The 23,840-nt window shown below is 34.0% G+C and carries 22 protein-coding genes; 7 read left to right on the top strand and 15 right to left on the bottom strand.

The window, feature by feature from the left end:
• Positions 1 to 7: 7 nt before the first annotated feature.
• The 13 genes from SOM12_RS17070 to SOM12_RS17010 form a co-directional block, all read right to left on the bottom strand.
• On the bottom strand, positions 8 to 976 hold the full coding sequence (locus tag SOM12_RS17070; protein WP_320494492.1) for a SphA family protein: 969 nt from the start codon (positions 974 to 976) through the stop codon (positions 8 to 10).
• A gap of 71 nt (positions 977 to 1,047) precedes the next feature.
• Positions 1,048 to 2,223 (bottom strand): helix-turn-helix domain-containing protein, encoded by a 1,176-nt coding sequence (locus SOM12_RS17065; protein WP_320494491.1) that lies wholly within the window; start codon positions 2,221 to 2,223, stop codon positions 1,048 to 1,050.
• Positions 2,224 to 2,352: 129 nt separating this feature from the next.
• The gene (locus tag SOM12_RS17060) at positions 2,353 to 2,931 is read right to left on the bottom strand and encodes a DUF4136 domain-containing protein (protein ID WP_320494490.1); all 579 of its coding nucleotides are present in this window, start codon (positions 2,929 to 2,931) and stop codon (positions 2,353 to 2,355) included.
• A gap of 289 nt (positions 2,932 to 3,220) precedes the next feature.
• On the bottom strand, positions 3,221 to 4,621 hold the full coding sequence (locus tag SOM12_RS17055) for a DUF2252 domain-containing protein (RefSeq protein ID WP_320494489.1): 1,401 nt from the start codon (positions 4,619 to 4,621) through the stop codon (positions 3,221 to 3,223).
• A 39-nt stretch (positions 4,622 to 4,660) separates the two neighbouring features.
• Positions 4,661 to 5,473 (bottom strand): hypothetical protein, encoded by an 813-nt coding sequence (locus SOM12_RS17050; RefSeq protein ID WP_320494488.1) that lies wholly within the window; start codon positions 5,471 to 5,473, stop codon positions 4,661 to 4,663.
• Positions 5,474 to 5,576: 103 nt separating this feature from the next.
• Positions 5,577 to 7,199 (bottom strand): arylsulfatase, encoded by a 1,623-nt coding sequence (locus SOM12_RS17045; RefSeq protein WP_320494487.1) that lies wholly within the window; start codon positions 7,197 to 7,199, stop codon positions 5,577 to 5,579.
• 78 nt (positions 7,200 to 7,277) lie between these two features.
• On the bottom strand, positions 7,278 to 8,300 hold the full coding sequence (locus SOM12_RS17040; RefSeq protein ID WP_320494486.1) for an HAD family hydrolase: 1,023 nt from the start codon (positions 8,298 to 8,300) through the stop codon (positions 7,278 to 7,280).
• 61 nt (positions 8,301 to 8,361) lie between these two features.
• Positions 8,362 to 10,041 (bottom strand): arylsulfatase, encoded by a 1,680-nt coding sequence (locus tag SOM12_RS17035; protein ID WP_320494484.1) that lies wholly within the window; start codon positions 10,039 to 10,041, stop codon positions 8,362 to 8,364.
• 604 nt (positions 10,042 to 10,645) lie between these two features.
• Complete coding sequence (gene pyk, locus SOM12_RS17030; RefSeq protein ID WP_095930693.1) at positions 10,646 to 12,079, bottom strand: pyruvate kinase; 1,434 nt, start codon at positions 12,077 to 12,079, stop codon at positions 10,646 to 10,648.
• A 5-nt stretch (positions 12,080 to 12,084) separates the two neighbouring features.
• Entirely contained in the window at positions 12,085 to 12,573 is a 489-nt protein-coding gene (locus SOM12_RS17025; RefSeq protein ID WP_095930692.1) for an IPExxxVDY family protein, read from the bottom strand.
• A gap of 125 nt (positions 12,574 to 12,698) precedes the next feature.
• The gene (gene rnc / locus SOM12_RS17020; protein ID WP_095930691.1) at positions 12,699 to 13,439 is read right to left on the bottom strand and encodes a ribonuclease III; all 741 of its coding nucleotides are present in this window, start codon (positions 13,437 to 13,439) and stop codon (positions 12,699 to 12,701) included.
• A 10-nt stretch (positions 13,440 to 13,449) separates the two neighbouring features.
• The gene (gene fabF, locus SOM12_RS17015; RefSeq protein WP_111368511.1) at positions 13,450 to 14,703 is read right to left on the bottom strand and encodes a beta-ketoacyl-ACP synthase II; all 1,254 of its coding nucleotides are present in this window, start codon (positions 14,701 to 14,703) and stop codon (positions 13,450 to 13,452) included.
• 237 nt (positions 14,704 to 14,940) lie between these two features.
• Positions 14,941 to 15,177: an acyl carrier protein gene (locus SOM12_RS17010; protein WP_007137004.1), complete on the bottom strand. Its 237-nt coding sequence runs from the start codon at positions 15,175 to 15,177 to the stop codon at positions 14,941 to 14,943.
• Between the two features lie 175 nt (positions 15,178 to 15,352).
• On the opposite strand from SOM12_RS17010, the gene purN reads away from it, so the two are divergent.
• Both purN and rnhA read left to right on the top strand, forming a co-directional pair.
• Positions 15,353 to 15,916 (top strand): phosphoribosylglycinamide formyltransferase, encoded by a 564-nt coding sequence (gene purN / locus SOM12_RS17005; RefSeq protein ID WP_320494398.1) that lies wholly within the window; start codon positions 15,353 to 15,355, stop codon positions 15,914 to 15,916.
• Positions 15,917 to 15,982: 66 nt separating this feature from the next.
• Positions 15,983 to 16,459, top strand: a complete 477-nt coding sequence (gene rnhA / locus SOM12_RS17000; protein WP_095930688.1) for a ribonuclease HI — start codon at positions 15,983 to 15,985, stop codon at positions 16,457 to 16,459.
• 51 nt (positions 16,460 to 16,510) lie between these two features.
• Here rnhA and SOM12_RS16995 read toward each other — a convergent pair whose 3' ends face one another.
• Positions 16,511 to 16,858 carry a DUF6249 domain-containing protein gene (locus tag SOM12_RS16995; protein WP_095930687.1) on the bottom strand — a complete coding sequence of 116 codons (348 nt, stop codon included), beginning with the start codon at positions 16,856 to 16,858 and terminating at the stop codon, positions 16,511 to 16,513.
• 317 nt (positions 16,859 to 17,175) lie between these two features.
• Here SOM12_RS16995 and SOM12_RS16990 point away from each other — a divergent pair, with 317 nt between their 5' ends.
• From SOM12_RS16990 to SOM12_RS16970, 5 genes are all read left to right on the top strand, one after another.
• Positions 17,176 to 17,763, top strand: a complete 588-nt coding sequence (locus tag SOM12_RS16990) for an RNA polymerase sigma factor (RefSeq protein WP_095930686.1) — start codon at positions 17,176 to 17,178, stop codon at positions 17,761 to 17,763.
• A complete protein-coding gene (locus SOM12_RS16985; RefSeq protein WP_095930685.1) occupies positions 17,747 to 18,151 on the top strand; it encodes a hypothetical protein in 405 nt (134 codons plus the stop codon). Before SOM12_RS16990 ends, SOM12_RS16985 begins: the two co-directional genes overlap by 17 nt.
• Before the next feature lie 8 nt (positions 18,152 to 18,159).
• The gene (locus tag SOM12_RS16980; protein WP_320494396.1) at positions 18,160 to 19,068 is read left to right on the top strand and encodes an alpha/beta hydrolase family protein; all 909 of its coding nucleotides are present in this window, start codon (positions 18,160 to 18,162) and stop codon (positions 19,066 to 19,068) included.
• A 293-nt stretch (positions 19,069 to 19,361) separates the two neighbouring features.
• Complete coding sequence (locus SOM12_RS16975) at positions 19,362 to 20,285, top strand: PfkB family carbohydrate kinase (protein ID WP_320494395.1); 924 nt, start codon at positions 19,362 to 19,364, stop codon at positions 20,283 to 20,285.
• An 83-nt stretch (positions 20,286 to 20,368) separates the two neighbouring features.
• Positions 20,369 to 22,267 carry an amidophosphoribosyltransferase gene (locus tag SOM12_RS16970; RefSeq protein ID WP_248728938.1) on the top strand — a complete coding sequence of 633 codons (1,899 nt, stop codon included), beginning with the start codon at positions 20,369 to 20,371 and terminating at the stop codon, positions 22,265 to 22,267.
• Positions 22,268 to 23,166: 899 nt separating this feature from the next.
• Here the strand turns inward: SOM12_RS16970 and SOM12_RS16965 are convergent.
• Positions 23,167 to 23,778 carry a superoxide dismutase gene (locus SOM12_RS16965; RefSeq protein WP_095930681.1) on the bottom strand — a complete coding sequence of 204 codons (612 nt, stop codon included), beginning with the start codon at positions 23,776 to 23,778 and terminating at the stop codon, positions 23,167 to 23,169.
• Positions 23,779 to 23,840 lie beyond the last annotated feature (62 nt).

The following is a 23,840-nucleotide window of genomic DNA, read 5'->3' as shown; positions in this document are numbered from 1 at the left end:
CTAGCAATTATTTTTTCTTGAAACTGAATACGTGTGCCAGCGTAATAAAGAAAGTATTTCCCTGAAATCTATTTACTGCATTTACTTCGCCAATCCATCTAAAACCTGCCGAGGTCATACAGCCAAGATGCAAGTAATTTACCTCAGCGCCTAGTCCGCCAACTCGATCTTTGTCGGGTTCAACAACCAAAATGCTTCCTACTGGAATTTTATCGTCTGACACTTTATATTGCAGGTAATAGATCAATCCTGCATTGAAAATGCCTTTTGGAGCCGTTTTTTCGGCATTCATACAATAAAACGTTTTTCCCAAACCTCCTTCGATGCTTAAAATATCTCCTGTTTTTATATCGGTGTCTTTCTTTTTTCCGTTGATTTCATAAGAGGCTAAAGCAGAAAAATGAAATGTCTTTTTATCATTAAAGAATAAAGTTGTCCCTGCCGAAAACTCATTCATAAACATTCCTAAACCGCTATTATCGCTAGCTCCAAGTTCATATTTTCCTGTTGGCATATACAATTGGTAACTGAATACAAAATCCGCTCTTTTATTGTGCCAGCCTAACTGAACGGGCTGTATGTACATATCTGTAAAAGCAAAACTGCTTTTAGAATCTACATAACTTCCTTGAATCGTATTAGACGCTCCAGCCAACAGAATTGTAGCACCGTAATTGGCTCCTAGAATTTTAAAATCGGTTACATAATTTGCTCCAACGCCTGTTATAAACATGGTAAGATCTGGATTGCCCATTTTATCTCCGTCAGCATTTCTTAAAGAAGATGCACTATAAATATAACCTGGAATGTAGACGCTCAATGTTTTATCTGGAGCCTGAGTTCCAGATTGAAGCCCCATTGCACCCAAAATATGCCCACCTTTTAATTGAGCATTACTACAAAAAGAAATCAATAAAAGCATTGCTGCATATATTGATCGGAATGTTTGTATTGAAAAATTTTTTTTTACCTTCATGCTGAAATGTTTTAAAATAAATTAAGACTTTACAACCGCTGTCAACAACGCTATTTTGGAAGGAGATAATTTTATTTAAAATAATACGCTCCTTTATGATCCGGATTTATTCGTATGGTTTTAAAATATTCTGAAGGAGATTTTCCAGTATGTTTTATAAAAGCTCTAAAACAAGTTGTTCGGGATTTAAAACCAGACCCCCAAGCCATACCTTCTAAGGATAAGTCTTTCCACTCGGGATCGTTTATTTTATCTTTAAAATATTCAATCCTTTTGAGATTAACATAATCCTGAAAATGAAGACCAAATTCAGAATTAATCAAATTGGATAAATGATGTACCGATATTCCTGTTTCTTCAGCCAAATCTCTTATTACAAAATCTTTTTTTAAGAATAGATTTTTAGAGTTTAACTCATAATCTAATTTTAAAAGGTATTCTTCTCTTTTTTCAAGAGTCAGTTCGTTTGCAATGGGAAGCGTATTCTTTGTTTCTTTTGTTTTTACCATTAATGTATTGTCGACAACAAAATCGAATGACTCTTCTTCGTCATGAAAGATTTGAGGTTTGAAATAAAGCCAGCCAACCGTAAAAAACAATACAGAAGAAATGAGAATGTAACACGAAAGATCTGTTGCCTCTACTTTTTGCAATAAAAAATGATGTACAAAAAGTGCCGAAAACAAAAACAAAATCATGAGATTATATACTCTAATCCAGTTAATTACTTTATTATGATGAAATTGGTTTCCTGTAAATTTTTTCAGATCATAGTTTAAAATCAACATGGTTTGAAAAAAGACATAGAAAAGCCAAATCGTCAGTGTTAAAACAGAAAATGGATTTTTAATTAATCCCGCAATATAATGGACCGCTTTTATATTAGTGTAACTTCCGACATAAACAACGAGCGTTAAAAAGAAATAAATAGCAAATGGCACAAAATGCAGCCAGTCGTATTTTCTGAAACTTTTATTTAATGATAAAATGTTTCTAACGTACAAAAATGAGCAAGGAGCGGTTAAAAATATAAACGCTTTTGTGATGGTAAATAGATCTGGGAAATTTTTAAATAAATTGGCCGACAAATAAAAATTGTAGATACTTACCAACGCAAGACTCAATAAGAACATTCCCAAAAAGAAACTCTTTGAATAGTTTTTTCTGGAAAATAAAACCATAATTGCAGTAGCCAGGCCAGCAATTGTGGCTATAAAAAAGAAAAGGGAAAGTAAAATATCGATCATTTTTTTAAGCTTAAATTAGTAACAATTATTTTTCTTAAAATCTTAAAAATAGAATACGATGGGGGGGCGTATGTAGAAGTATAAACATTGTACTTGCCAGACTTTGGCAAGTACAATATTGGGCTGTAGTTATTTTTTAACTGCTCCCGGAGGAAAACCAGTTAATATTTTTTTGATTGCATCGTTGATGAATTGTTCTGGATTGTCTGGTTTACTGTCAATTTCGGCATTTCCGATTCCTTGCCAAACTAGCTTGTCTGTTTTTGAAGATACGATATCTATAATTAATGATCCATCAACATAATCGTAGGTATTGAATGTTGTGCTACCACCACCCATCATGGCACCGCCGCCCCAATATCCGTATGGACGATACATTCCTCCATAGCCATAAAAATTACTATCGGCTGTTACTTGAGTTTTATTTTTTAAGATAGAAACGGCATTCACTTTTAAATCAGGATTGCTGGATTCTGTAAATCCTTTTGCAAGCATTTCATTTCGGATTGCTTTTGCAACACGATCAACATTTAACTGATTTACTTGACCTTGCTGCGCTTTTAAGTCATAAACCGCAAAAGTTTTGTATTCGCTGAAATTAGCAGAATGATCATAATCAGTTGTAACTTTTACAGTTGGAGAGCAGCTGTAAAACAAACCCAAAAATAAGACTGGGAGTATACGAAGACTTGTTCTTTTAATATTCATGTTGTGGTATTTATTAAATTAATAATTAAATCAGTTTAACTCGAATGTATTAAAATCGTAAAAATCTTGAACGGAGGGCAAAAATGTATTAATAATTGTCAGTACGACACAAACACCTACTAAACAATTACTTAGATCACTCTCAAAGATAAATCATTTTATTTAATTAACAGTATTAAATAAATAAAATCTTACTTTATCATTTTTGAACCTATTTTGTTCAAAATTTTAAGATTGTTTAAAGTTCTATTTACCTTGTACAGCTACATCATTATCTGTATGATGCTTATTAAATTTCTGCAGCTATAGGCAGTTTGCCATGTTTTATTGCTTCCAGCATTTTGTTGTAATCCGATTCGTTTTGATCGGCGTATAAAACTGAAAACTCCGAAATGGCATTGGCAAATTCGTTTGTATCTCCAATATAACCTGAAATCAGCGAAGGATCTCCCGAACGTGCGTGAGCTCTTGCAAGTGCCCATCCGCAGGCTTTGGCGTACTCTGCCATATTTTTAGGTTTCATTACTTCTAGCACCGGTTTTACTTTAGCATCTCTAAGCTGGCGTATGTAGAAGAACTTGTTTTTGCTGTCGTCTGTCCAGCCTAGAAACATATCAGATGCCGATTGCATTAATTTTTGTCCCATTACAATTCGTTCGCCCTGATGGCTGTATTTTCCTTGTGTTTTTACATTGCCTTCTAAGACACTTTTTCGGGCTTCTTTAAACTGTAAAAAAATAGGTTCTCCTGTTGCCGACATCAGCAGACTAATGCCGCACAATGTTCCAACGCTGCCAACCCCAACAACTTTTATGACTATATCATGAAGCTTATATCTGCTTAGCAAAACTTGTTTTTCTTCTGAAAGGGATTCTAAATATCTATTGTGTATAATTTCTCCTTCTTTGGCAACTTGTTTTTCAAGATCTCCGGTTGGATGAAATATCAAAGGCGGATCATCTTTTATACGTGCTCTGGCTCCATCAAAATAGGTCATTTTGGCAAACTCCTTTTCATGGGCAGTATATTCTGATGCTTTTTTTATTCTCTTTTGGTCAAATTCTTTAAAGTCTTTGTCTCGGCCTAATTCAATCAGTTCTGCCAGATCAATATCGGCATACCAAATTTGAAGCGCTGAGAGTTTACTATAATCCAACATGTGCCGTTTATAACTGTCTGCAACATTCCAAGCAAATTCTTTACAATTTTTATTGGAAAATTTTCGCCATCTTCCTGCGATAACAAAACTGGCCGCAAGTCTTTTTACATCCCATTCCCAGGGTCCTGGATAAGTTTCATCAAAATCATTAATATCAAAAACCAGTTTCCGTTCTGGAGTTGCAAATCCGCCAAAATTCATCAAATGGCAATCACCGCAAAGCTGTAGATTTATTCCCGATACCAGAGTGTGAGCCAAGTCGGCAGCCATGATAGCAGCGGCACCTCTGTAAAATGCAAAAGGAGATTCCATCATTCTTCTGTACCGAATAGGCAACAGGCTTTCAACCCTTCCTTCGCTAGTTTGAATTAAAATATCTACTGGATTTTTACGGTTTTTAAAAGAATTCCATTCTCTATGTTTCTCCAAAGGGATTTTCTTTCTAATCGAAGCTCCTTTTTGGTAACGTTCCGCCTTTGATGCTATCGGATTAAATACGGTTTCGGCTGTATGTTTTGAATCTTCTTCCATAATCCGATAATTAAAATTAGATCGTCTTAACTTCTTTTTTTACTGCGGAAATATAAATGCTACCACCGCTCTTAATCCCCAATCTGGTTTTATAGATTGATGCCCGACAACTGGTATTAATGGCATAACCGCAAATTGCATGGTCTGACCGCCTAATTTTGTAATTGCGCCAACATTTGGGCTCACTGTAATAAGAGTCGTTTTTCCTTCCCAGTTTTGGGTTATTTCTGAAGTGATTCCTAAACTTGCACCGCTTTTATAACTATGTGTTAGAAATAATTGCGTGTAAAACTGATTAAAATCTGCTCTGTCGGCATTTCCTGCAACAGACCAAATTTGATTGGCTAGAAAACCAATCGAAAGTCCTTTTCCTTGATGCATGACCAAAACGCTGGGTCCAATTCCAAACTTTTCTGTTCCTAAAAGTTTCTCTGTAGCAGTTGGCACCAAAAAAGCAGGACCAAGACCTAAAATAATTCCTTTAGTTTTAGGAGCAAAAAATGCTGTAACCGTTGCATCGCTTAAACCGAACTCATGTGTGTTTTCTCCTGTAACATCTTGTTGATCTACAACTGGAAGAATATAACGCGTAATTAAATTTAAATTCTCACTTAATTTAAAAGGGACAACGGGCTGAATATTGATCTGATATTTTGATCCATTATAAGGACCAATTCCATAGGTAAGATTATTTTGAAGCGGGACACTAATTAAACTTGCAACCGGATTTGCCATTTTATCGGCAAGTTCCTGAGCACTATTTCCCGGTTTTGGTTCTTCTTGTGCAAAACCCGTAAATGACAGTACAAAAAGACTTATACAGAAAAATAATTTATTGAAAATATAATTCATAAAACTGCCATTTTAAAAGATTAGTAACATTTATATTAATGAACAGCTTCTAGCAACTAGAAACTGTTCATTTTTTTATAACTAACTCAAAACTTAGTTTTTATCATCCGCCTCCGCTTCTTTTTGCAGTTGTTGTGGCTTTCAGTTTTTCCTGAACATTTTTAAACATCAAATAATCATTAATTGTAGTTGGACCAGGATACATTTGGCTCTGCAATGGATTTGGCGGATATTTCTCATACGTTTTAACGAACTCTGCAAGAATGTTTTGAATAGTAGGCAAAAACCATGTTTTCTCTGTAAAATTATTCATAAACAAATCATAACGTTCTTGAGGATCTGCCCATAAATCATATATCTGAGGCACGGTTGCCACATAACTTGCCGCTCCTTTCCATCCTAAATTAGAGTCGACTGACAAACCTCCTGTATGCGCACCATTGTCTCCGCGTAAGTTAAATACCGCTTTAAATTTTCCAATTCGAATTGCTCCAGGAGCCAATTCGTCTTCTGTAAAATAAAGCCACATGTTTCTTTTTGATTTTCCTGTACCAAATAAAACTGGCGACATATCATAGCTATCAAAAATAGTTGGTTTGCCTTCTCTGTCTACTGTTGGCAATTCCTGCCCTGATAAAGCAGCAAAAGTTGCCATAAAATCAAGTGTTCCTAAAATATCGCTGTTTTTGCTATTGGCTTTAATTTTTCCAGGCCACCACGCTAAAGTTGGAATACGGCTTCCGCCTTCGCGATCTGTTCCTTTTGTTCCTCTAAATGGAGTGTATCCACAATCTGGATAAACGTCTTGCCAAGTTCCATTATCAACCGTATAAATGATTAAAGTGTTTTCGGCAATTCCCATGTTACGAACTTCATCCATAATACGGCCAATTCTTGCATCTAATTCAACAATACAATCGGCGTATTTATTTTTACCTGCAGATTTCCCTGCATAATCAGGATGCGGTAAATTTGGCTGGTGATTTTTTGCAAAAGAGATTTCCATAAAAAACGGTTTATCTTTTTTACCATTTTCTTTCAGCCATTTTATAGACTCTTCTTCTGTATATTGATCCAAAAACGGAATTACTTTTCCATCTATTTTTCTAACTTCTCTATATGGTTTTCCAGCCTCTCCTTCTAAAGCACCTTTGGTTCCTTTGACCCATGTTGCTCTAATATCATCTGGCATGTCAGCATTCCAATCTGGATCTGTATAGGTATAAGCATTTAAGTGGTAAAGCGTTACGTTTTTCATCACATCAAAACCTTGTGCAATTGGCATAGAATAGTCTTCTTCGCCCAAATGCCATTTTCCTGCAAAAAAGGTATTGTAATTTTTACGTTTTAATAAAGATGCTAGTGTCCACTCTGCTTTTGGCAAACCTCCACCATCACCCGGAAAAGCAACGGTTGTCATACCACTTCTATTAGGTATTCTTCCAGTAATTAACGCTGCCCTTCCTGGCGTACAGCTTGGCTGTCCGTAAAAAGACCAAAACTGCATACCTTCATTTGCCATTCTATCAATATTTGGAGTTGCGGCTCCTCTAGCTTCACCACCGCCATAAGGACCTAAATCTCCCCATCCGGTATCATCTGATAATAAAATAATAATATTTGGACTTTTTTGCGCATAACCAATACTGGCTATCAAGAAGCAAAAAAGCAAGCCAAAAGTCTTTAAGAGACTGACTGGTTTGATTGATCTAAAATTTGTTTTCATAAGCTGTTCTGGAATAAATTAATACAATCTTTAATTCTAAACTTTTTGGATAGAAAATCTATTTACTTCAAATTCTAATTATTTGTCTGAGAATATTTTTTCCCAATCGTCTTTCATGCTTATTACATGATATTTATATTTTGTTGCCGTATTTAATGAAAGATTATCTTTTTCCTGATAATTGTATTCTCTAATGGAGTCATTATGGTTTACAATTAACTGAAAAGATGGATATTTACTTCCAGAAGAATATCTCAACATGGCAAGGTCGCCAGCTCCACCTTCATTTCCGCAAGCAAAAACAGGTCTTTGACCAATGTGTAGCTGTATGCCAACAGGTTTTCCTTCTTTGTCATTAAAATGATCTAATCCTGGTTCTCTTAAAACTGCATTTTTGGCATCATCAAATTTATATTTGAAAGACGTTCCCACAACCTGATCTTTTGGAATCCCGTAAAAATCCTGAGATATTGCTCTAACAACTTCAACCGTTCCGCCAGTAACAATGAAAGTTTTGAAACCATTTGCACGCAAATAATTCAAAAGTTCCAATTGAGGCTGATATCTAATTTGTTTTACTGGAACATTTTTACCAGGATATTGCGATGTTTTAAAAAAATCATTCACTGATGCTTCAAATTCATCTTCTGTCATTCCAGTATGAGTTGCCGCAACAAGTTCAATAAGTGCTTTATCGCCTCCTTTTTCAAAAAACGTTTTGTCTTTTTCAACCACGGCTTTAAATGGCTGTTTTTGAGCTAAAGCAGGATTAGCTTCTACCATTTTTTTTACTTTATAAAAAGCAAAAAGCTCTTGTACGTATGGTTTTTCTGCCCATAGAGTTCCGTCATTATCAAAGGTTGCAATCCTACTTTCTACCGGAATAAAATCCGGACTTCCTTCTTTGGTTACTTTTTCAACGTAAGCGATAATGTCTTTTTTTAAAGCTCCATCATTCCAGCTTGGTAATGGATCTCCGCTATTTGCGGTAGTTTCTGTTTGTTTATTTTCTGTTGGAGCAGTTAAAGTATCTGATTTTTTACAGGAAAAGAAAAACAAAGACAAAACCACCAAAGACCAAATTGATATATTTTTTTTCATGATGTTTTTATGTTAGTAAAAAAGATTCAGACTTTTCAATCTGAATCTTTTTTTAGATTATTTATTTTTTCTTTTTTGAAGCTGCCTCTTCTTCTTTTAACTTAGGTAAAACATTTTTCTCTACATATTTTTGTGCTTTGATGTCTTTCATTGCTTCTTCCATAATAGTATAAGCAGAGAAACTTGGTGGAATTGATCTTGGAGGATATTCTTTAAATGTCTCTGCAAATGCAACCACATCTTGAATTGCACCGTACATTAACTGTACGTGATTTAACTGCCATTCCCAAAATGAATTAGAAGTTATATCTGCTCTCTCAAAAGGATCTTGATACAAATTGAAAATCTTTTGTAAACGTAGTTTTGTAAACGGTTCTGCCCAAACTCCCATTGTACCTTCTAGTCGCTGTTCTGCAAAAACATACTTATAATCCCCTTCTCTTAAACCAACTAAAAGTCCATCATCATCTGTATAAAAGAATTTTTCTCTGAAACTTTTTTCTGTCTTCCCTTCCAAAAATTTACTTTGATCATAACCATCTAAATGCACCTTATAGGTTTTTCCATTTGCTGAATATCCCTTTAAAAGTTTATTCACAATATCTGGTTCACCTGCGATTGAAGCGAATGTAGGAATCCAATCATTATGGCTCATCAATTCTGTAGTTACAGCTCCTGGCTTAATATGCCCTGGCCAGCGTACAATACATGGTACACGGAAAGCTCCATCCCAGTTCGTATTTTTTTCTGAACGGAAAGGTGTCATCGCACCATCAGGCCAAGTATTCATGTGAGGTCCATTGTCTGTAGAATACACTACAATAGTATTATCAGCAATTCCTAACTCGTCTAGTGCTTTTAAGATACTTCCAATAGTTTCATCATGCTCAATCATACCGTCGATATATTCACTATCTCCGTGAGTATATCTGCCTCTATGCTCAGCTCTTACGTGTGTACGAAGGTGCATACGAGTTGCGTTAAACCAACAGAAAAATGGCTTTCCCGAAGCGCTTTGTCTCTTGATAAAATCAATTGCTGCGGCAGAGGTTTCATCATCTATAGTTTCCATTCTTTTTTTGGTAAGGGCTCCAGTATCTTCAATTTTTTGTTTTCCAACTCTTCCAAAACGAGGATCTGTAGTAGCGTCATCAGCATTTGTTGCAGTACATTTTAAAACTCCACGTGGTCCAAATTTTTTCAAATATTCTGGATCTTTTGGATAATCTGGCAATTCTGGTTCTTCTTCAGCATTTAAGTGATACAAGTTTCCAAAGAATTCATCAAAACCATTAACGGTTGGCAAACTCTCATTTCGGTCTCCAACGTGGTTTTTACCAAATTGACCAGTCACATATCCTAAACTTTTCATGATTCCTCCAACAGAAGGATCTAACTGACTCATTCCCATTGGAGCTCCTGGGAAACCTACTTTTGTAAGCCCAGTTCTTAAACCGTGCTGTCCTGTTAAGAATGCTGCACGCCCAGCTGTACAACTCTGTTCTCCATAATAATGTAAAAAACGTAAACCTTCATTGGCTAAGCGATCAATATTTGGGGTAGTGTATCCCATAAGTCCATCACTATAAGCACTTATATTAGTAGTTCCAATATCATCTCCCCAAAGCACTAGGATATTTGGTTTTTTGCTCTGTGCTGTAACAGAAACTCCCGTAAAAAACAGCAATGCAAATACTCTCAAGGTATCTGCAAATCCGTACTTAAATTTGATTTGTTTCATGATAATAAAAATTCGTTAATGATACTTATTTATATGAGTTTGAAAAGCAAAAAAATAAATAGGAAAAATGATAAACTTTGAAAAGGCATTTCTAATCTGGGTTGCATTTTTTTGAATGTTTCAAATTCATTTTTTATTTTAAAATCTGAAACAAAATATTTTTAACTTTTTCTTAAGTATCTCAAATTTAACTAGTAAAAAAGCGAACTATTGAATTTATTCGGCATAAACTTGTTTCATTTTATAATATGAAACAAGAAAATTGGAGAATTTGCACCAAAATGTTTCATTTTAAAAAATGAAACACGTTAAAACATCAGAAAATTAAGAAGTTATGTTTTAATTTAAAAAAAAGAAAAAAAAGAGGGAAATAATGATTGGAGTTTATTTTTTGAGGAGCTATTTTTTTAAAATGACCTAATGAAACAAAAAAATCTTCTTTTTCAGGTAAAATTTTAACAAATTGTGAGAAATTCGATTTTAGAAATATCCTCTAAAAGACAAAATAGCTAAATCAGGAAAGCAAATGAAGTTTTGCACAAACAGGCTAAAACAAAAAAAGCCACTTACAGAAGCGGCTTTTTTTAAATTATTAAAGAATAAATTATTCGATTTCAGAAACTCTCATCGTATTAACCATTCCTTTATCTTTAATTGGCATTGCAGCAAGATTGATTAAATAATCTCCTTTTTGTGCATAACCTTTTTCGATTGCAATTTGATTTACATCTGTTACAGTATCATCTGTACTTTCTTCATTATCATAGTAGAAAGATTTAACTCCCCATAATAAATTCAATTGTGTTAAGATTCTTCTGTTTGAAGTAAATACTAAAATGTGAGCCGTTGATGGTCTCCAAGCTGAAATTTGGAACGCTGTATAACCACTATTAGTTAGCGTACAAATTGCTTTAGCTTCAATTTCGTTAGCTAATAACGCTGCTTGGTGGCAAACTGTTTTAGTAACAAAACGTTTAGTTTTAATTTGTGGTGTATTTTGAGGCACTTGAATAAGCGGAGAGTTTTCTACAGCCTCGCAAATTTGCGCCATTCTTTGAATTACTTGTACTGGATAGTTTCCTGTAGCAGTTTCTCCAGACAACATTACAGCATCTGCGCCATCCATTACAGAGTTAGCAACGTCATTTACTTCTGCTCTTGTTGGAGTTAAACTTGTAATCATTGTTTCCATCATTTGTGTAGCAACGATAACAGGAATTCTAGCTGTTTTAGCTCTTCTGATTAAATCTTTTTGCACCAATGGAACTTCGTGAGCAGGAAGCTCAACACCAAGATCTCCACGAGCAACCATTAAACCATCGCAATATGCTACAATTTTATCCATGTTCTCAAGAGCTTCTGGCATTTCAATTTTAGCAATAATTGGAATTTTAACTTCTGAATGTTTTGCAATTAACTCTTGCAAATCTTGTAAATCGCGTGGAGTTTTCACGAATGAAAGTGCGATCCAGTCTACTTTTTGTTCGATTGCAAAAATAGCATCTGCAATATCTTTTTCTGTTAAAGCTGGTAAAGAAATTTTTGTGTTTGGAAGATTAACTCCTTTTTTAGATTTTAATTCTCCACCTTGAATAACTTTAGCAACAACCTCGGTTTTTTTATCTGTTGAAACAATTTCAAAAATAAGTTTACCATCGTCAAGCAAAATACGCTCTCCAACATTTACATCATTTGGGAAATTTTGATATTTCATAAATGCTTTTTTTGCATTTCCGATAATATCCTCTGCAGTTGTAAAAGTGATTTCATCACCATCATTTACCACAGTTCCTTCTTCCATTACACCAACTCTAAGTTTTGGTCCTTGCAAATCTCCTAAGATTGCAGTTGTGTAACCAAACTCTTCGTTTAATCCTCTAATAATGTCGATTTTTTCTTTTACTCCTTCGTAATCTGCATGCGAAAAATTGATTCTAAACACATTAACACCTGCATCGATCATATCTTTAATGATCTCTCTTGTACTACAAGCGGGGCCAAGTGTAGCAACAATTTTGGTTTTCTTGTTTGTTAGCATTTTTTTTAAAAAATTAGATTGTTTTTTGATTTTATTTTGTCTGTATCAACGGCATAAATAGCCGCAATACTTTCTATTGTGTTTAATTTTTGTTGAATTTCTGAAAAATTAAGCGCCTCTTCGCTATTATCAATTTTCAGGAAAAAATCGACTTTTTTAAATTCAGGAAGTAAATGAATTGTTGTAGAAACCTCACTTGTTTCATTAGAAAACAAATTCTGAAAATCATTTGTACTCACAGAAATGATTTCATTTTTATTCTGAATTAAATTCCAGGAAACAGCTTTTTCTTCATCATAATAATAGAATCTGGAAAAATTTGCTTCACCTTCCTTAGTTTGAGCATGGATCTCGTTTTTGCTCTTACTTAAGTTGATCGGAAGGATTTTATTGATAAAATAGGCTAATCTATAATCTTCTAATGAAGTATGAATTGCCATTAAATAATAATCAATTTCGTCAAATTCGTCTAAATCCAATTTATGAATAGCCATGTCTTGAAAAATCAAGTTGTAAATATACTATTTCTAAACGGAGCATCAACAGTTATGACATGCTTGTTTTGTTAAATTATAAACGAAAACGTTGTAGCCTTGTGATAGTTACAACATTTTTGCAGCTATTTCTTGTCAATTTTCTCTTGAAATGCAAAATAAGCTCTTTGCGATGCTTTTTCTTCTGCTTTCTTTTTTGATGTTGCGCGCGCTCTTGCGACAACTTTATCATCAATACTCAATTTGACACCAAATAAACGCTGGCCGTCTATACCATTGTCTTCAAAAATGTCATAATGAAAAACTCTTTTTTCCTTCTGACACCATTCGATAACAAGGCTTTTATAACTTATAACTTTTCCTTCTAGTCGAGCAATATCGACATAAGGAGTGACTACTCTTTTCTGGATGAATTTCTCGCAAAAAGAATAGCCTTTATCTAAGTAAATTGCTCCAATTAAAGACTCAAAAATATTACCATGAATGTTTTCTCCAAAGTGTTGAATAGGCACTTTACTTTCTACAAACTGTACTAAATTTAAATCTTTTCCTAATTCGTTCAAATGTTCTCGGCTCACAATTTTCGAACGCATTTTGGTTAAATAACCTTCATCGCCATTTGGAGCTTTATTAAATAAATGTGCAGCAATAACGGCACTTAACATCGCATCTCCTAAAAATTCTAAGCGTTCGTAATTTATAGGGTGCCCATTTTGATCCAATTTATTAGAAGAGCGATGTGTGAAAGCTCTTCGATAAAAATCAACATTTGTAGGCGGAAAACCAAGAATTTTCTGAATAGTGTCAAAAAAAATCCCGTCTTCTAGAGAACGGGATTTAGAAAATATTTTTTTGATAATATTCATATACAGAAAATTAATCAGCTAGTTTTTTAAACAATACACAAGCATTGTGTCCACCAAAACCAAATGTATTACTCATAGCAACATTTACTTCTCTTTTTTGAGGTTTGTTTAGAGTAAGGTTTAAAGATGGGTCAATGTTTTCGTCAACAACTGTATGGTTAATCGTTGGAGGAACAATACCGTGTTGCATTGCCAAGATAGAAGCAATTGCTTCAATAGCTCCGGCAGCACCAAGTAAGTGTCCTGTCATAGATTTTGTAGAGTTGATGTTGATGTTTTTAGCATGATCACCAAAAACTTTACTAATTGCTTTTAACTCTGCAACGTCTCCTAATGGAGTAGAAGTTCCGTGAGTATTGATATGATCAACTTGATCAGGTGTCATACCAGCATCTCTCAATGTGTTTTCCATTACTGCAATAACTCCAATTCCTTCTGGATGTGGTGCAGTTAAGTGGTAAGCATCAGATGACATACCTCCACCGCCAATTTCGCAGTAGATTTTTGCACCTCTTGCTTTAGCATGCTCATAATCTTCAAGAACTAAAGCTCCTGCTCCTTCTCCTAAAACGAAACCATCTCTAGTTGCGTCAAAAGGTCTTGAAGCCGTTTCTGGGCTTTCGTTTCTTGTAGATAAAGCGTGCATTGAGCTAAATCCTCCCATACCAGCAATTGTAACTGCAGCTTCAGAACCACCAGAAACAATAACGTCGCACATTCCTAAACGAATGTAGTTGAAAGCATCGATTAATGCATTTGCAGAAGATGCACAAGCAGAAACCGTTGTATAATTTGGTCCCATATACCCGTTACGCATAGAAATATGCGCAGGAGCAATATCGGCAATCATTTTAGGTATAAAGAAAGGATTGAACTTTGGAGTTCCATCGCCTTTTGCATAATACAATACTTCATCCTGAAAAGTTTCTAAACCTCCAATTCCTGCTCCCCAGATAACACCAACTCTTTGTTTGTTTACGTTATCATTTGTGATTCCAGCATCTTTAATAGCTTCATCACTGGCAGCAATTGCATATTGTGCAAACTTATCTAATCTACGAGATTCCTTGCGATCCATGTAATCTTCAATATTGAAGTTTTTTACTTCGCAGGCAAATTTCGTTTTGTGTTTCTCGGTATCATAATATGTGATCGGAGCGGCTCCGCTAACTCCATTCACAAGTGCATTCCAATATTCCTGGATATTATTCCCAATAGGAGTAAGTGCACCTAATCCTGTTACAACAACTCGCCTTAATGCCATAAATATGTATTTTGTGTCTTAAACAAATAAAACCCATTGCTTTCTTAATCGTATTGCTACTTAAGAGCCATGGGTATTTATATAAATATATCTTGTTTGATTGAAAATCAATCGAAATTTAAAAATTTAAAAAATAATAACACCCGACTCTTAAAAATTTCAAATTTCAAAAATCAAATTCCAATTGGAATTTGGAATTTCAAAAATTGGGATTTTTAGAAATCGGGTGTGGTATTATTATTTTTTTGCTTCTTCGATATAAGAAATAGCTTGACCAACAGTAGCAATGTTTTCTGCTTGATCGTCTGGAATTTGAATATCAAATTCTTTTTCGAATTCCATAATAAGCTCAACAGTGTCTAATGAGTCAGCTCCTAAATCATTAGTGAAGCTTGCTTCTGTTACAACTTCGTTTTCGTCAACACCTAATTTGTCTACGATAATCGCTTTTACTCTTGATGCAATGTCTGACATAATCTTTAATTTTAGAATTTAATTTGTTGGCAAAAATAAAAAACTTTATTTTAAAACAACTATTTAGTTTATAAATGTGACACTAATTTATAAAATTAATTTCAAGAAAGGTCTTTTAAAGCTATTTATTTTCGATTTTTATTCCGTTTTTTGCAGTCTTAAAACACACAACCCTATGAAAAAAATTATCGTTTTCGCCTCAGGATCAGGAACTAACGCAGAGAACATTATGAAATATTTTTCGAACACCGAAATTGCAAGGGTCGTTTCGGTATTTACAAATAATGCTTCGGCAAAAGTGATTGAAAGAGCAAAAAATCATCAAATTCCAGTCGAAATCTTCTCAAAAAACGAACTTTTAGAAAGAAACGTACTACAAAAAGTACAAGAAATCGACCCAGATTTAATAATCTTGGCTGGCTTCTTACTAAAGTTCCCAGAAAACATAATCGAACAATATCCAAACAAAATAATTAATATACATCCTGCACTTTTACCTAATTACGGAGGTAAAGGAATGTACGGAATGCACATTCATAGAGCAATTGTAAATAATAAGGAGAAAGAAACAGGAATCTCGATTCATTACGTTAATGAAAACTATGATGAAGGTGCCATTATCTTTCAAGCAAATGTTGCCTTAACTGATGAAGACACACCTGAAACAGTTGCAGAAAAGATTCATGAACTGGAGCAGAAACATTTTCCAGAGATTATTCATAGAATATTGGAAAAATAAATCAATTCAAAAATCAATTACAAAAATCAATTTTAGATCAATCTGAAATCTAAAATCTAAAATTAAATGAATCACGAAGTACATATATATACAGATGGCGCAGCAAAAGGAAATCCTGGTAATGGAGGTTACGGCGTGGTAATGGAATTGGTTGGCACTCCTCATAAAAAAGAATTTTACGAAGGTTTTCGTCTTACTACCAATAATAGAATGGAACTTCTAGCCGTAATTGTAGGCTTAGAGAAACTCAAAAAACCAAATATGAAAGTCCTTGTAGTTTCCGATTCTAAATACGTTGTAGATTCTGTCGAAAAAAAATGGGTTTTTGGCTGGGAGAAAAAAGGATACAAGGATAAAAAAAATCCAGATCTATGGAAACGTTTTCTAATTGTGTACCGCAAACATCAAGTCGACTTTAAATGGATTAAAGGCCACAACAATCATCCGCAAAATGAGCGTTGCGATCAATTGGCTGTTATGGCATCTATGCAACCAAAACTTTCCGTTGATGTTTATTACGAAACCATCGGATCAAAAGAATAAAAAAAACGCATCAATTACTTGATGCGTTTTTTGTACTAACTTTATTTTTATTTACTCTTTATCCAAATCTTTTGCTGTTTTAAATCCAGTCAAAAGTCCGATTCCCGCCATGATAAAAATGATTGAAGGATAAACCGCTCCATCGTTTAAAGAGGTATAAGTTGTAATTAACAGCGCAAGAAAAATTCCAACACCGCTACCTATTAATAAGAATGCTAGATTTACTACAAAGATTTTCCAAGCTGGAACTCCATTTCCTTTTCCCTGAATAAAAATACTGGCATCTACTCCTTTTTCTATAAGAGCTAGACGCTCTCTGTTTCTTGTTGAATAAATAAGATAAACAATTCCGAAGATCATTAAGAAAAAGCTAATTGGAATTAAAATTTTGTCGTCCATGATATTTTACGTTTTTAATTGATTGATATATCCCATATGACGAGGGTTTTTAAAATCAGGTTACAACTTTTGGTGAAAAATTTCAATTTTTAAATTCCAAGCTCTAAAACTAACTGATAATCAACTAATTTTGACTTGAATTTATTCGTCGCTACAACTTTGTCAAAGTTTAAAACTTTGACAAAGTTCAACTCCTGTACTTTAATTATATATTAAAGAGTGGCAATTGGAATTTGATATTTGCAGTTTTCCTGAAAATTGGAATTTATTTTCAATTTTCTTGTAACCTAAACAAACAACTTGTCGTCCTATATAATATGAGCACAATACCTGATCAACATTATATCGATAAAATTCTGCAAGGCGAGACCAATGCGTTTGCCGTTCTTGTGGATCGTTATAAAGATATGATCTTTACTTTGGCTCTTAAAATGGTTAAAAACCGGGAAGAAGCAGAAGAAGTTGCACAAGACACTTTTATAAAGATTTATAATTCGCTGACTAAATTTAAAGGAGAATCTAAATTTTCGACCTGGATTTATAAAATTGCTTACAATACTTGTCTAGATCGTTTAAAGAAAAATAAAAAAGAAGATTTAAATATTTCTATTGATGATTTTTCGTCTCATTTAATCAAAACAATGGACAATGCTTTGAGCGCCTTGGAAGAAAAAGAACGAAAGCAAACCATTCAAAAATGTTTAAATTTATTACCCAGTGACGAAAACTTCCTTTTAACCTTATTTTATTTTGATGATCAGAATTTAGAGGAAATCGGAAAAATAATGAACATTTCGGCCAATAATGCGAAAGTAAAATTATTTAGGAGCCGACAGAAATTAGCTGTAATTTTGAGACAGCAGTTAGAACCAGAAATAATAGAATGTTATGAAAGAGAGCGATAAAAATATAGAACAACTTATTGAGAAAATGATGGCTGAGGAAAAACTGCAGTCACCATCAATAGATTTCACTTCAAAAATTATGGCAAATGTTCAAATTTTAGAGGAGAAAAAATTGAAAACATACAAACCTTTAATTTCTAAACCAATCTGGATTTCGATCGGCTTGGCGGTAGCGGCATTAGTAATTTATGTATCTCTATTCTCAGTTTCAGAAACTGATTTCAAAATTGACGAAGTTGGGAAATTATATTCTGATAGAATGTCAACAGCCTTTTCAGGAATTCATTTCTCTAAAAACATTTTGTATGCCATTTTAATTGTTCCCATTATGATTTTGATTCAGGTTGGGATTTTGAAAAATTATTTTGATAAGAAGTATCAACTATAGATTTAAAGATGAAAAATAAAACGGCAATATTTAAACACTCTTTAAGAGCAAAAAAAACATATACCTATTCTCTTTTAATATTGTTGTTTTCTATCACTAATTATGCATCAGCAATTTCAACAAGCTTTACTACTAAGGAAATAAAATTTGTTAGTGAAGGAATTTCACTCGCTGGAACTGTTTTTATACCTAACAACATTGAGGCTGCCGTTGTTATTGTTCATGGATCTGGGCAAGAAAAAAGAATGATAGACTTTGCTACAATTCTAGCCAACAATGGAATTGCCGTTTTAACGTATGATAAACGTGGAGTCGGAGAATCAGGCGGTGTATATGCCGGACCTGAAGTAGGAACTAACAATGTCGATTTCTCCAATCTAAACCTTTTGTCTTTAGACGCGAGTGCTGCTGTAAATAATTTATCTAAATCTCTATCCAATAATAAAATACCAATCGGTTTAATTGGAGGCAGTCAAGCGGGATGGATAATTCCATTGGCTGCAGAGAAAAATAAGAAAGTTAAATTTATGACCATCTTTAGCGGAGCTCTTATAACAGTTAAAGAACAATTGAGATTCCAATTTTATACAAATGGAAATAATTCTTTTTGGGATACGCATTCAGAGGAAGAGGCAAGAAAACATGTATTCAATGACCCTGATAAATACGAGTTTGTCGACACAGATCCTAAAGATGTACTTGCTAAAGTATCAATTCCTGGATTTTGGATTTTTGGAGGCAAGGATATTCAAGTTCCTGCGGATCTTTCCATCGAATATCTTGATGCATTAAAATCTAAAGGGAAACCTTATGAGTATAAATTATTTCCAAACTTGGGTCATAATACCGCATTTTCAGACTCTGAAGAGCCTATGAAAGATGCAATCAATTGGATTAAAAATAGAAAAACAAATTAAGAAATCATTCGCAAGAATTTTTCGTGTTTCAATCGAAAAAGAAAATCTTCTTCATTTAAAAAATTAAGATAGAAGAATCGACTGTAAATTATTCGCAATTATTTTCAAAAAACTTGCAATTTAAATCTAAAAAACATATTTTAATCTCGTTAAAAAATCAATTTTAACCAATTCATTTACAATAGTTTTACTCCGAAATCGTTGTCATTTTTTTAAGAAAATTTTGAGAACCTAAACCATTGCAAGATTGTAACTTATGAAGTATCTTTGCACCCTAATTCGAAATTCATAAAATGAATAAACTATTGATTGTTGGAACAGTTGCTTTCGACGCGATTGAAACTCCTTTCGGAAAAACAGATAAAATATTAGGTGGTGCTGCAACGTATATTGGTTTATCAGCTTCATTTTTTAACTTGGAATCGGCCATTGTTTCTGTAGTTGGCGACGATTTCCCTCAAGAACATTTAGATCTTTTAACTTCAAAAAATATTGATATCTCTGGTATCGAAATTGTAAAAGGAGGAAAGACTTTTTTCTGGAGCGGTTTATACCACAACGATTTAAATTCTAGAGACACTCTTGTAACAGAGTTGAACGTTTTAGCTGATTTTCAGCCGAAGGTTCCTCAAAACTACAAAGATGCTGATGTTGTCATGTTAGGAAACTTACATCCATTAGTTCAAAGCAGTGTTTTAGATCAAATGGAGAAAAAACCAAAATTAGTTGTTTTAGATACAATGAACTTTTGGATGGATTGCGCTCTTCCTGAATTATTAGACGTTATTAAACGTGTAGATGTTATTACAATCAATGATGAAGAAGCTAGACAGCTTTCTGGCGAATATTCATTAGTAAAAGCAGCTTCTAAAATCCAAGACATGGGGCCAAAATATGTGGTGATCAAAAAAGGAGAGCACGGAGCACTTTTATTCCACAACAGAGAAGTATTCTTTGCACCAGCTTTACCATTAGAAGATGTTTTTGATCCAACTGGAGCTGGAGATACTTTCGCAGGTGGTTTCTCTGGATTTATTGCGCAAAGCGAAAACATCTCGTTTAACAACATGAAGAATGCAATTATTTATGGTTCAAATTTAGCTTCGTTCTGCGTTGAAAAATTTGGAACTGAAAGGATGGAAACATTAAGCAAAGCCGAAGTAGCGATTCGATTACAACAATTTAAGTCGTTAACTCAGTTTGACATAGAAATATAATGCCTAAGAGCCTCGATAAAACGGGGCTTTTTTTATTACGTTAATACACACAACTTACAACAACACACAAATAACAAAAAACAATGAGCGACGCTTTAAAACACGAATGTGGTATAGCCTTAGTTAGACTACTAAAACCGCTTGAATATTATAAAGAAAAATACGGAACTGCTTTCTACGGAATCCAGAAGATGTATTTAATGATGGAAAAACAGCACAACCGCGGACAAGACGGAGCTGGTTTTGCTAGCATTAAATTTGATGTTGAACCTGGACAGCGCTATATTAGCAGAGTTCGATCAAATCATTCGCAACCTATCCAAGATGTTTTCAAACAAATCAATGAGCGCGTTAGTGAAGAACTAAAAGCGCATCCAGAACTGGGAGACGACATGAAAGAACTAAAAGCAAATATTCCGTACGTTGGAGAATTGTTTTTAGGCCACGTTCGTTACGGAACTTTTGGAAAAAACAGCATCGAAAGCGTTCACCCATTCTTACGTCAAAGTAACTGGATGCACCGTAACTTGATTTTGGCAGGAAACTTCAACATGACCAATGTTAAGGAGCTTTTCGAAAATCTGGTTGAATTAGGACAGCATCCAAAAGAAATGGCTGATACTGTTACGGTAATGGAAAAAATTGGTCACTTCTTAGACAAGGAAGTAATGCAATTGTACCAAGACTGTAAAGCTGAAGGATATTCTAAAAGAGAAGCTTCTCCAGTAATTGCAGAACGTTTGGATATCGCTAAAATATTAGGCCGTTCGGCCAAAAACTTAGATGGAGGTTATGCAATGGCTGGTTTATTAGGTCATGGTGATGCTTTTGTTTTTAGAGATCCAGCAGGAATTCGTCCAGCTTACTTTTATCAAGATGATGAAGTTGTGGTCGTAGCTTCTGAAAGACCTGTTATTCAAACTGTATTCAACGTTCCTTTTGAAAGTGTTCAAGAAATCGATCCGGGCCACGCTTTAATCATTAAGAAAAACGGAAATGTTTCTATGAATCAAATCTTGGAACCAACAATCAAAAAAGCTTGTTCGTTCGAAAGAATTTATTTCTCAAGAGGAAGCGACGCCGAAATTTACCAAGAACGTAAAGATTTAGGAAAATTAATTTTACCAGCTGTTCTTAAAGCTATTGATAGCGATACAGATAACACTGTTTTCTCTTATATTCCAAATACAGCCGAAACTTCTTTTTATGGTTTAGTTGAAGCTGCTCAGGATTTCTTAAACCAGAGAAAAAACAATTATATTCTTGAAAATAGAAATACATTAACGACAGAAACCCTTCAGGAACTTTTAGCTGTAAAAATTCGCACTGAAAAAGTAGCAATTAAAGATGCTAAACTTAGAACTTTTATTACCGAAGACAGCAGCCGTGACGATTTAGTGGCTCACGTTTATGATGTTACTTATGGTGTAATTAAACCAGAAGATAATTTGGTAATTATCGACGACAGTATTGTTCGGGGTACTACATTGAAAATGAGTATCATTAAAATGATGGATCGCTTGAAACCAAAACGTATCGTAATCGTTTCATCTGCACCACAAATTCGTTATCCAGATTGTTACGGAATTGATATGGCAAAACTAGAAGGCCTAGTTGCTTTTAGAGCTGCTCTTGCTTTATTAAAAGAAAGAAATCTTTACCATATTGTAGATGAAGTATATGCAAAATGTAAAGCTCAAGAAAATTTCCTTGATAAAGATGTTGTAAACTACGTAACAGCAATTTACGACCAGTTTACAGACGAGGAGATTTCAGATAAAATAGCAGAAATGTTAAGCTCACCAGAAATAAATGCTGAAGTTAAAATCATCTTCCAAACCGTAGACGATTTACACAAAGCATGTCCTAAAAATTTAGGAGACTGGTACTTTACAGGAGACTACCCAACTCCGGGTGGAAATCGAGTTGTAAATCGTGCTTTCATGAATTTTTACGAAGGAAAAGACGCTAGAGCGTATTAATAAAATACTAATAAAAGGTTAAATTGTGCATTTCATCGGTTTTTTTTGCCGTTCATCCTATTTCTTTGGTGAAGTTGAAAAGCTATGATACTTTTGAAATACCATAACATTAGTAGGTTAAGTTTATGGTAGATTTGGGGCAAAAAGGGTGGAAGCAATTCCACCTTTTTTATTGGAATAAACTCAAACTATTTATAAACAGCCGATTATATCTCTTCATCGGATTTACTTACCTTTTATCTAAAAATTTTTCTTCACAAGAATAACTGCCATACATTTACTAGACCATAACATTAGTAGGTTAGTTTATGGTAGATTTGGGGCAAAAAAGGCGGAGTAACTTCCGCCTTTTTTATTTTTTAATCGTAATTAATTGAAAAACAGTTGCTTAAATACTTTTCATCGAGTATAATTGCTTTTCATCTAAAAATTTTTCTTTATAAAAATTACTGCCATACATTTACTAAACCATAACATTAGTAGGTTAGTTTATGGTAGATTTGGGGCAAAAAAGGTGGAAGAAATTCCGCCTTTTTTATTGAAATAAATCTAGGAAATTTTAAAAACTGGTAATACAGGTCTTTTATCGGATATACTTGCCTTTTATCTGAAATGTTTCATTCAAAAAAATATCTGCTATACCTTTACAGAACCATAACATTAGTAGGTTAAGTTTATGGTAGATTTGGGGCAAAAAAGGCAGAGTAATATCTGCCTTTTTTATTTTTCTTTTTTTTGAGAAGATAGAAAAGAAAATAGAAGAAAGAAAATAGAAGAAAGAAAATAGAAGAAAGAAAATAGAGGAAAGAAAATAGAGGAAAGAGAATAGACGAAATGTATATATAAAAAAAAACGAGCACTTGGGCTCGTCTTTTATCTTTATTCTTTATTCTATTTTCTTATTTGTCTAAAGCAAATCTTCTAGCAACTTCTGTCCAGTTAATTACACTGAAAAAAGCTTCAATATAATCTGGTCTTCTGTTTTGGTAGTTTAAGTAGTAAGCGTGCTCCCAAACGTCCATTCCTAAGATTGGAGTCCCACCGTTACCAGCAACTTCTGGCATTAGTGGATTATCTTGATTTGGAGTACCTACAACTTCTAATTTCCCTCCTTTTTGAACTGTTAACCAAGCCCAACCAGAACCGAATTGTGTAGCTCCAGCTTTAGCAAATTTTGCTTTAAATTCTTCGAATGATCCGAAAGAAGCTTCGATTGCAGCCAATAAATCACCTGTAGGCAATCCTCCTCCGTTTGGAGACATTACAGTCCAGAATAAATTGTGGTTGTAAAAACCTCCACCATTGTTACGAACTGCAGCGTTAGATTTATCTAAGTTGATTAAGATGTTTTCGATTGTTTTTCCTTCTAAATCTGTTCCAGCAATAGCTGCGTTAAGATTTGTAGTGTAGGCGTTGTGGTGCTTTGTATGATGGATTTCCATTGTACGTGCATCAATATGTGGTTCTAATGCATCGTATGCATAAGGTAATTGTGGTAATTCAAAAGCCATGGTATTATGATTTTTATGGTTTATAAATAATTTATCCCAAATTTAGACATTTAACTTTGGAA

It is taken from the genome of Flavobacterium sp. CFBP9031, from assembly GCF_034044945.1.
GTDB lineage: Bacteria > Bacteroidota > Bacteroidia > Flavobacteriales > Flavobacteriaceae > Flavobacterium.
This window is presented reverse-complemented; position numbering and strand designations above follow the sequence as displayed.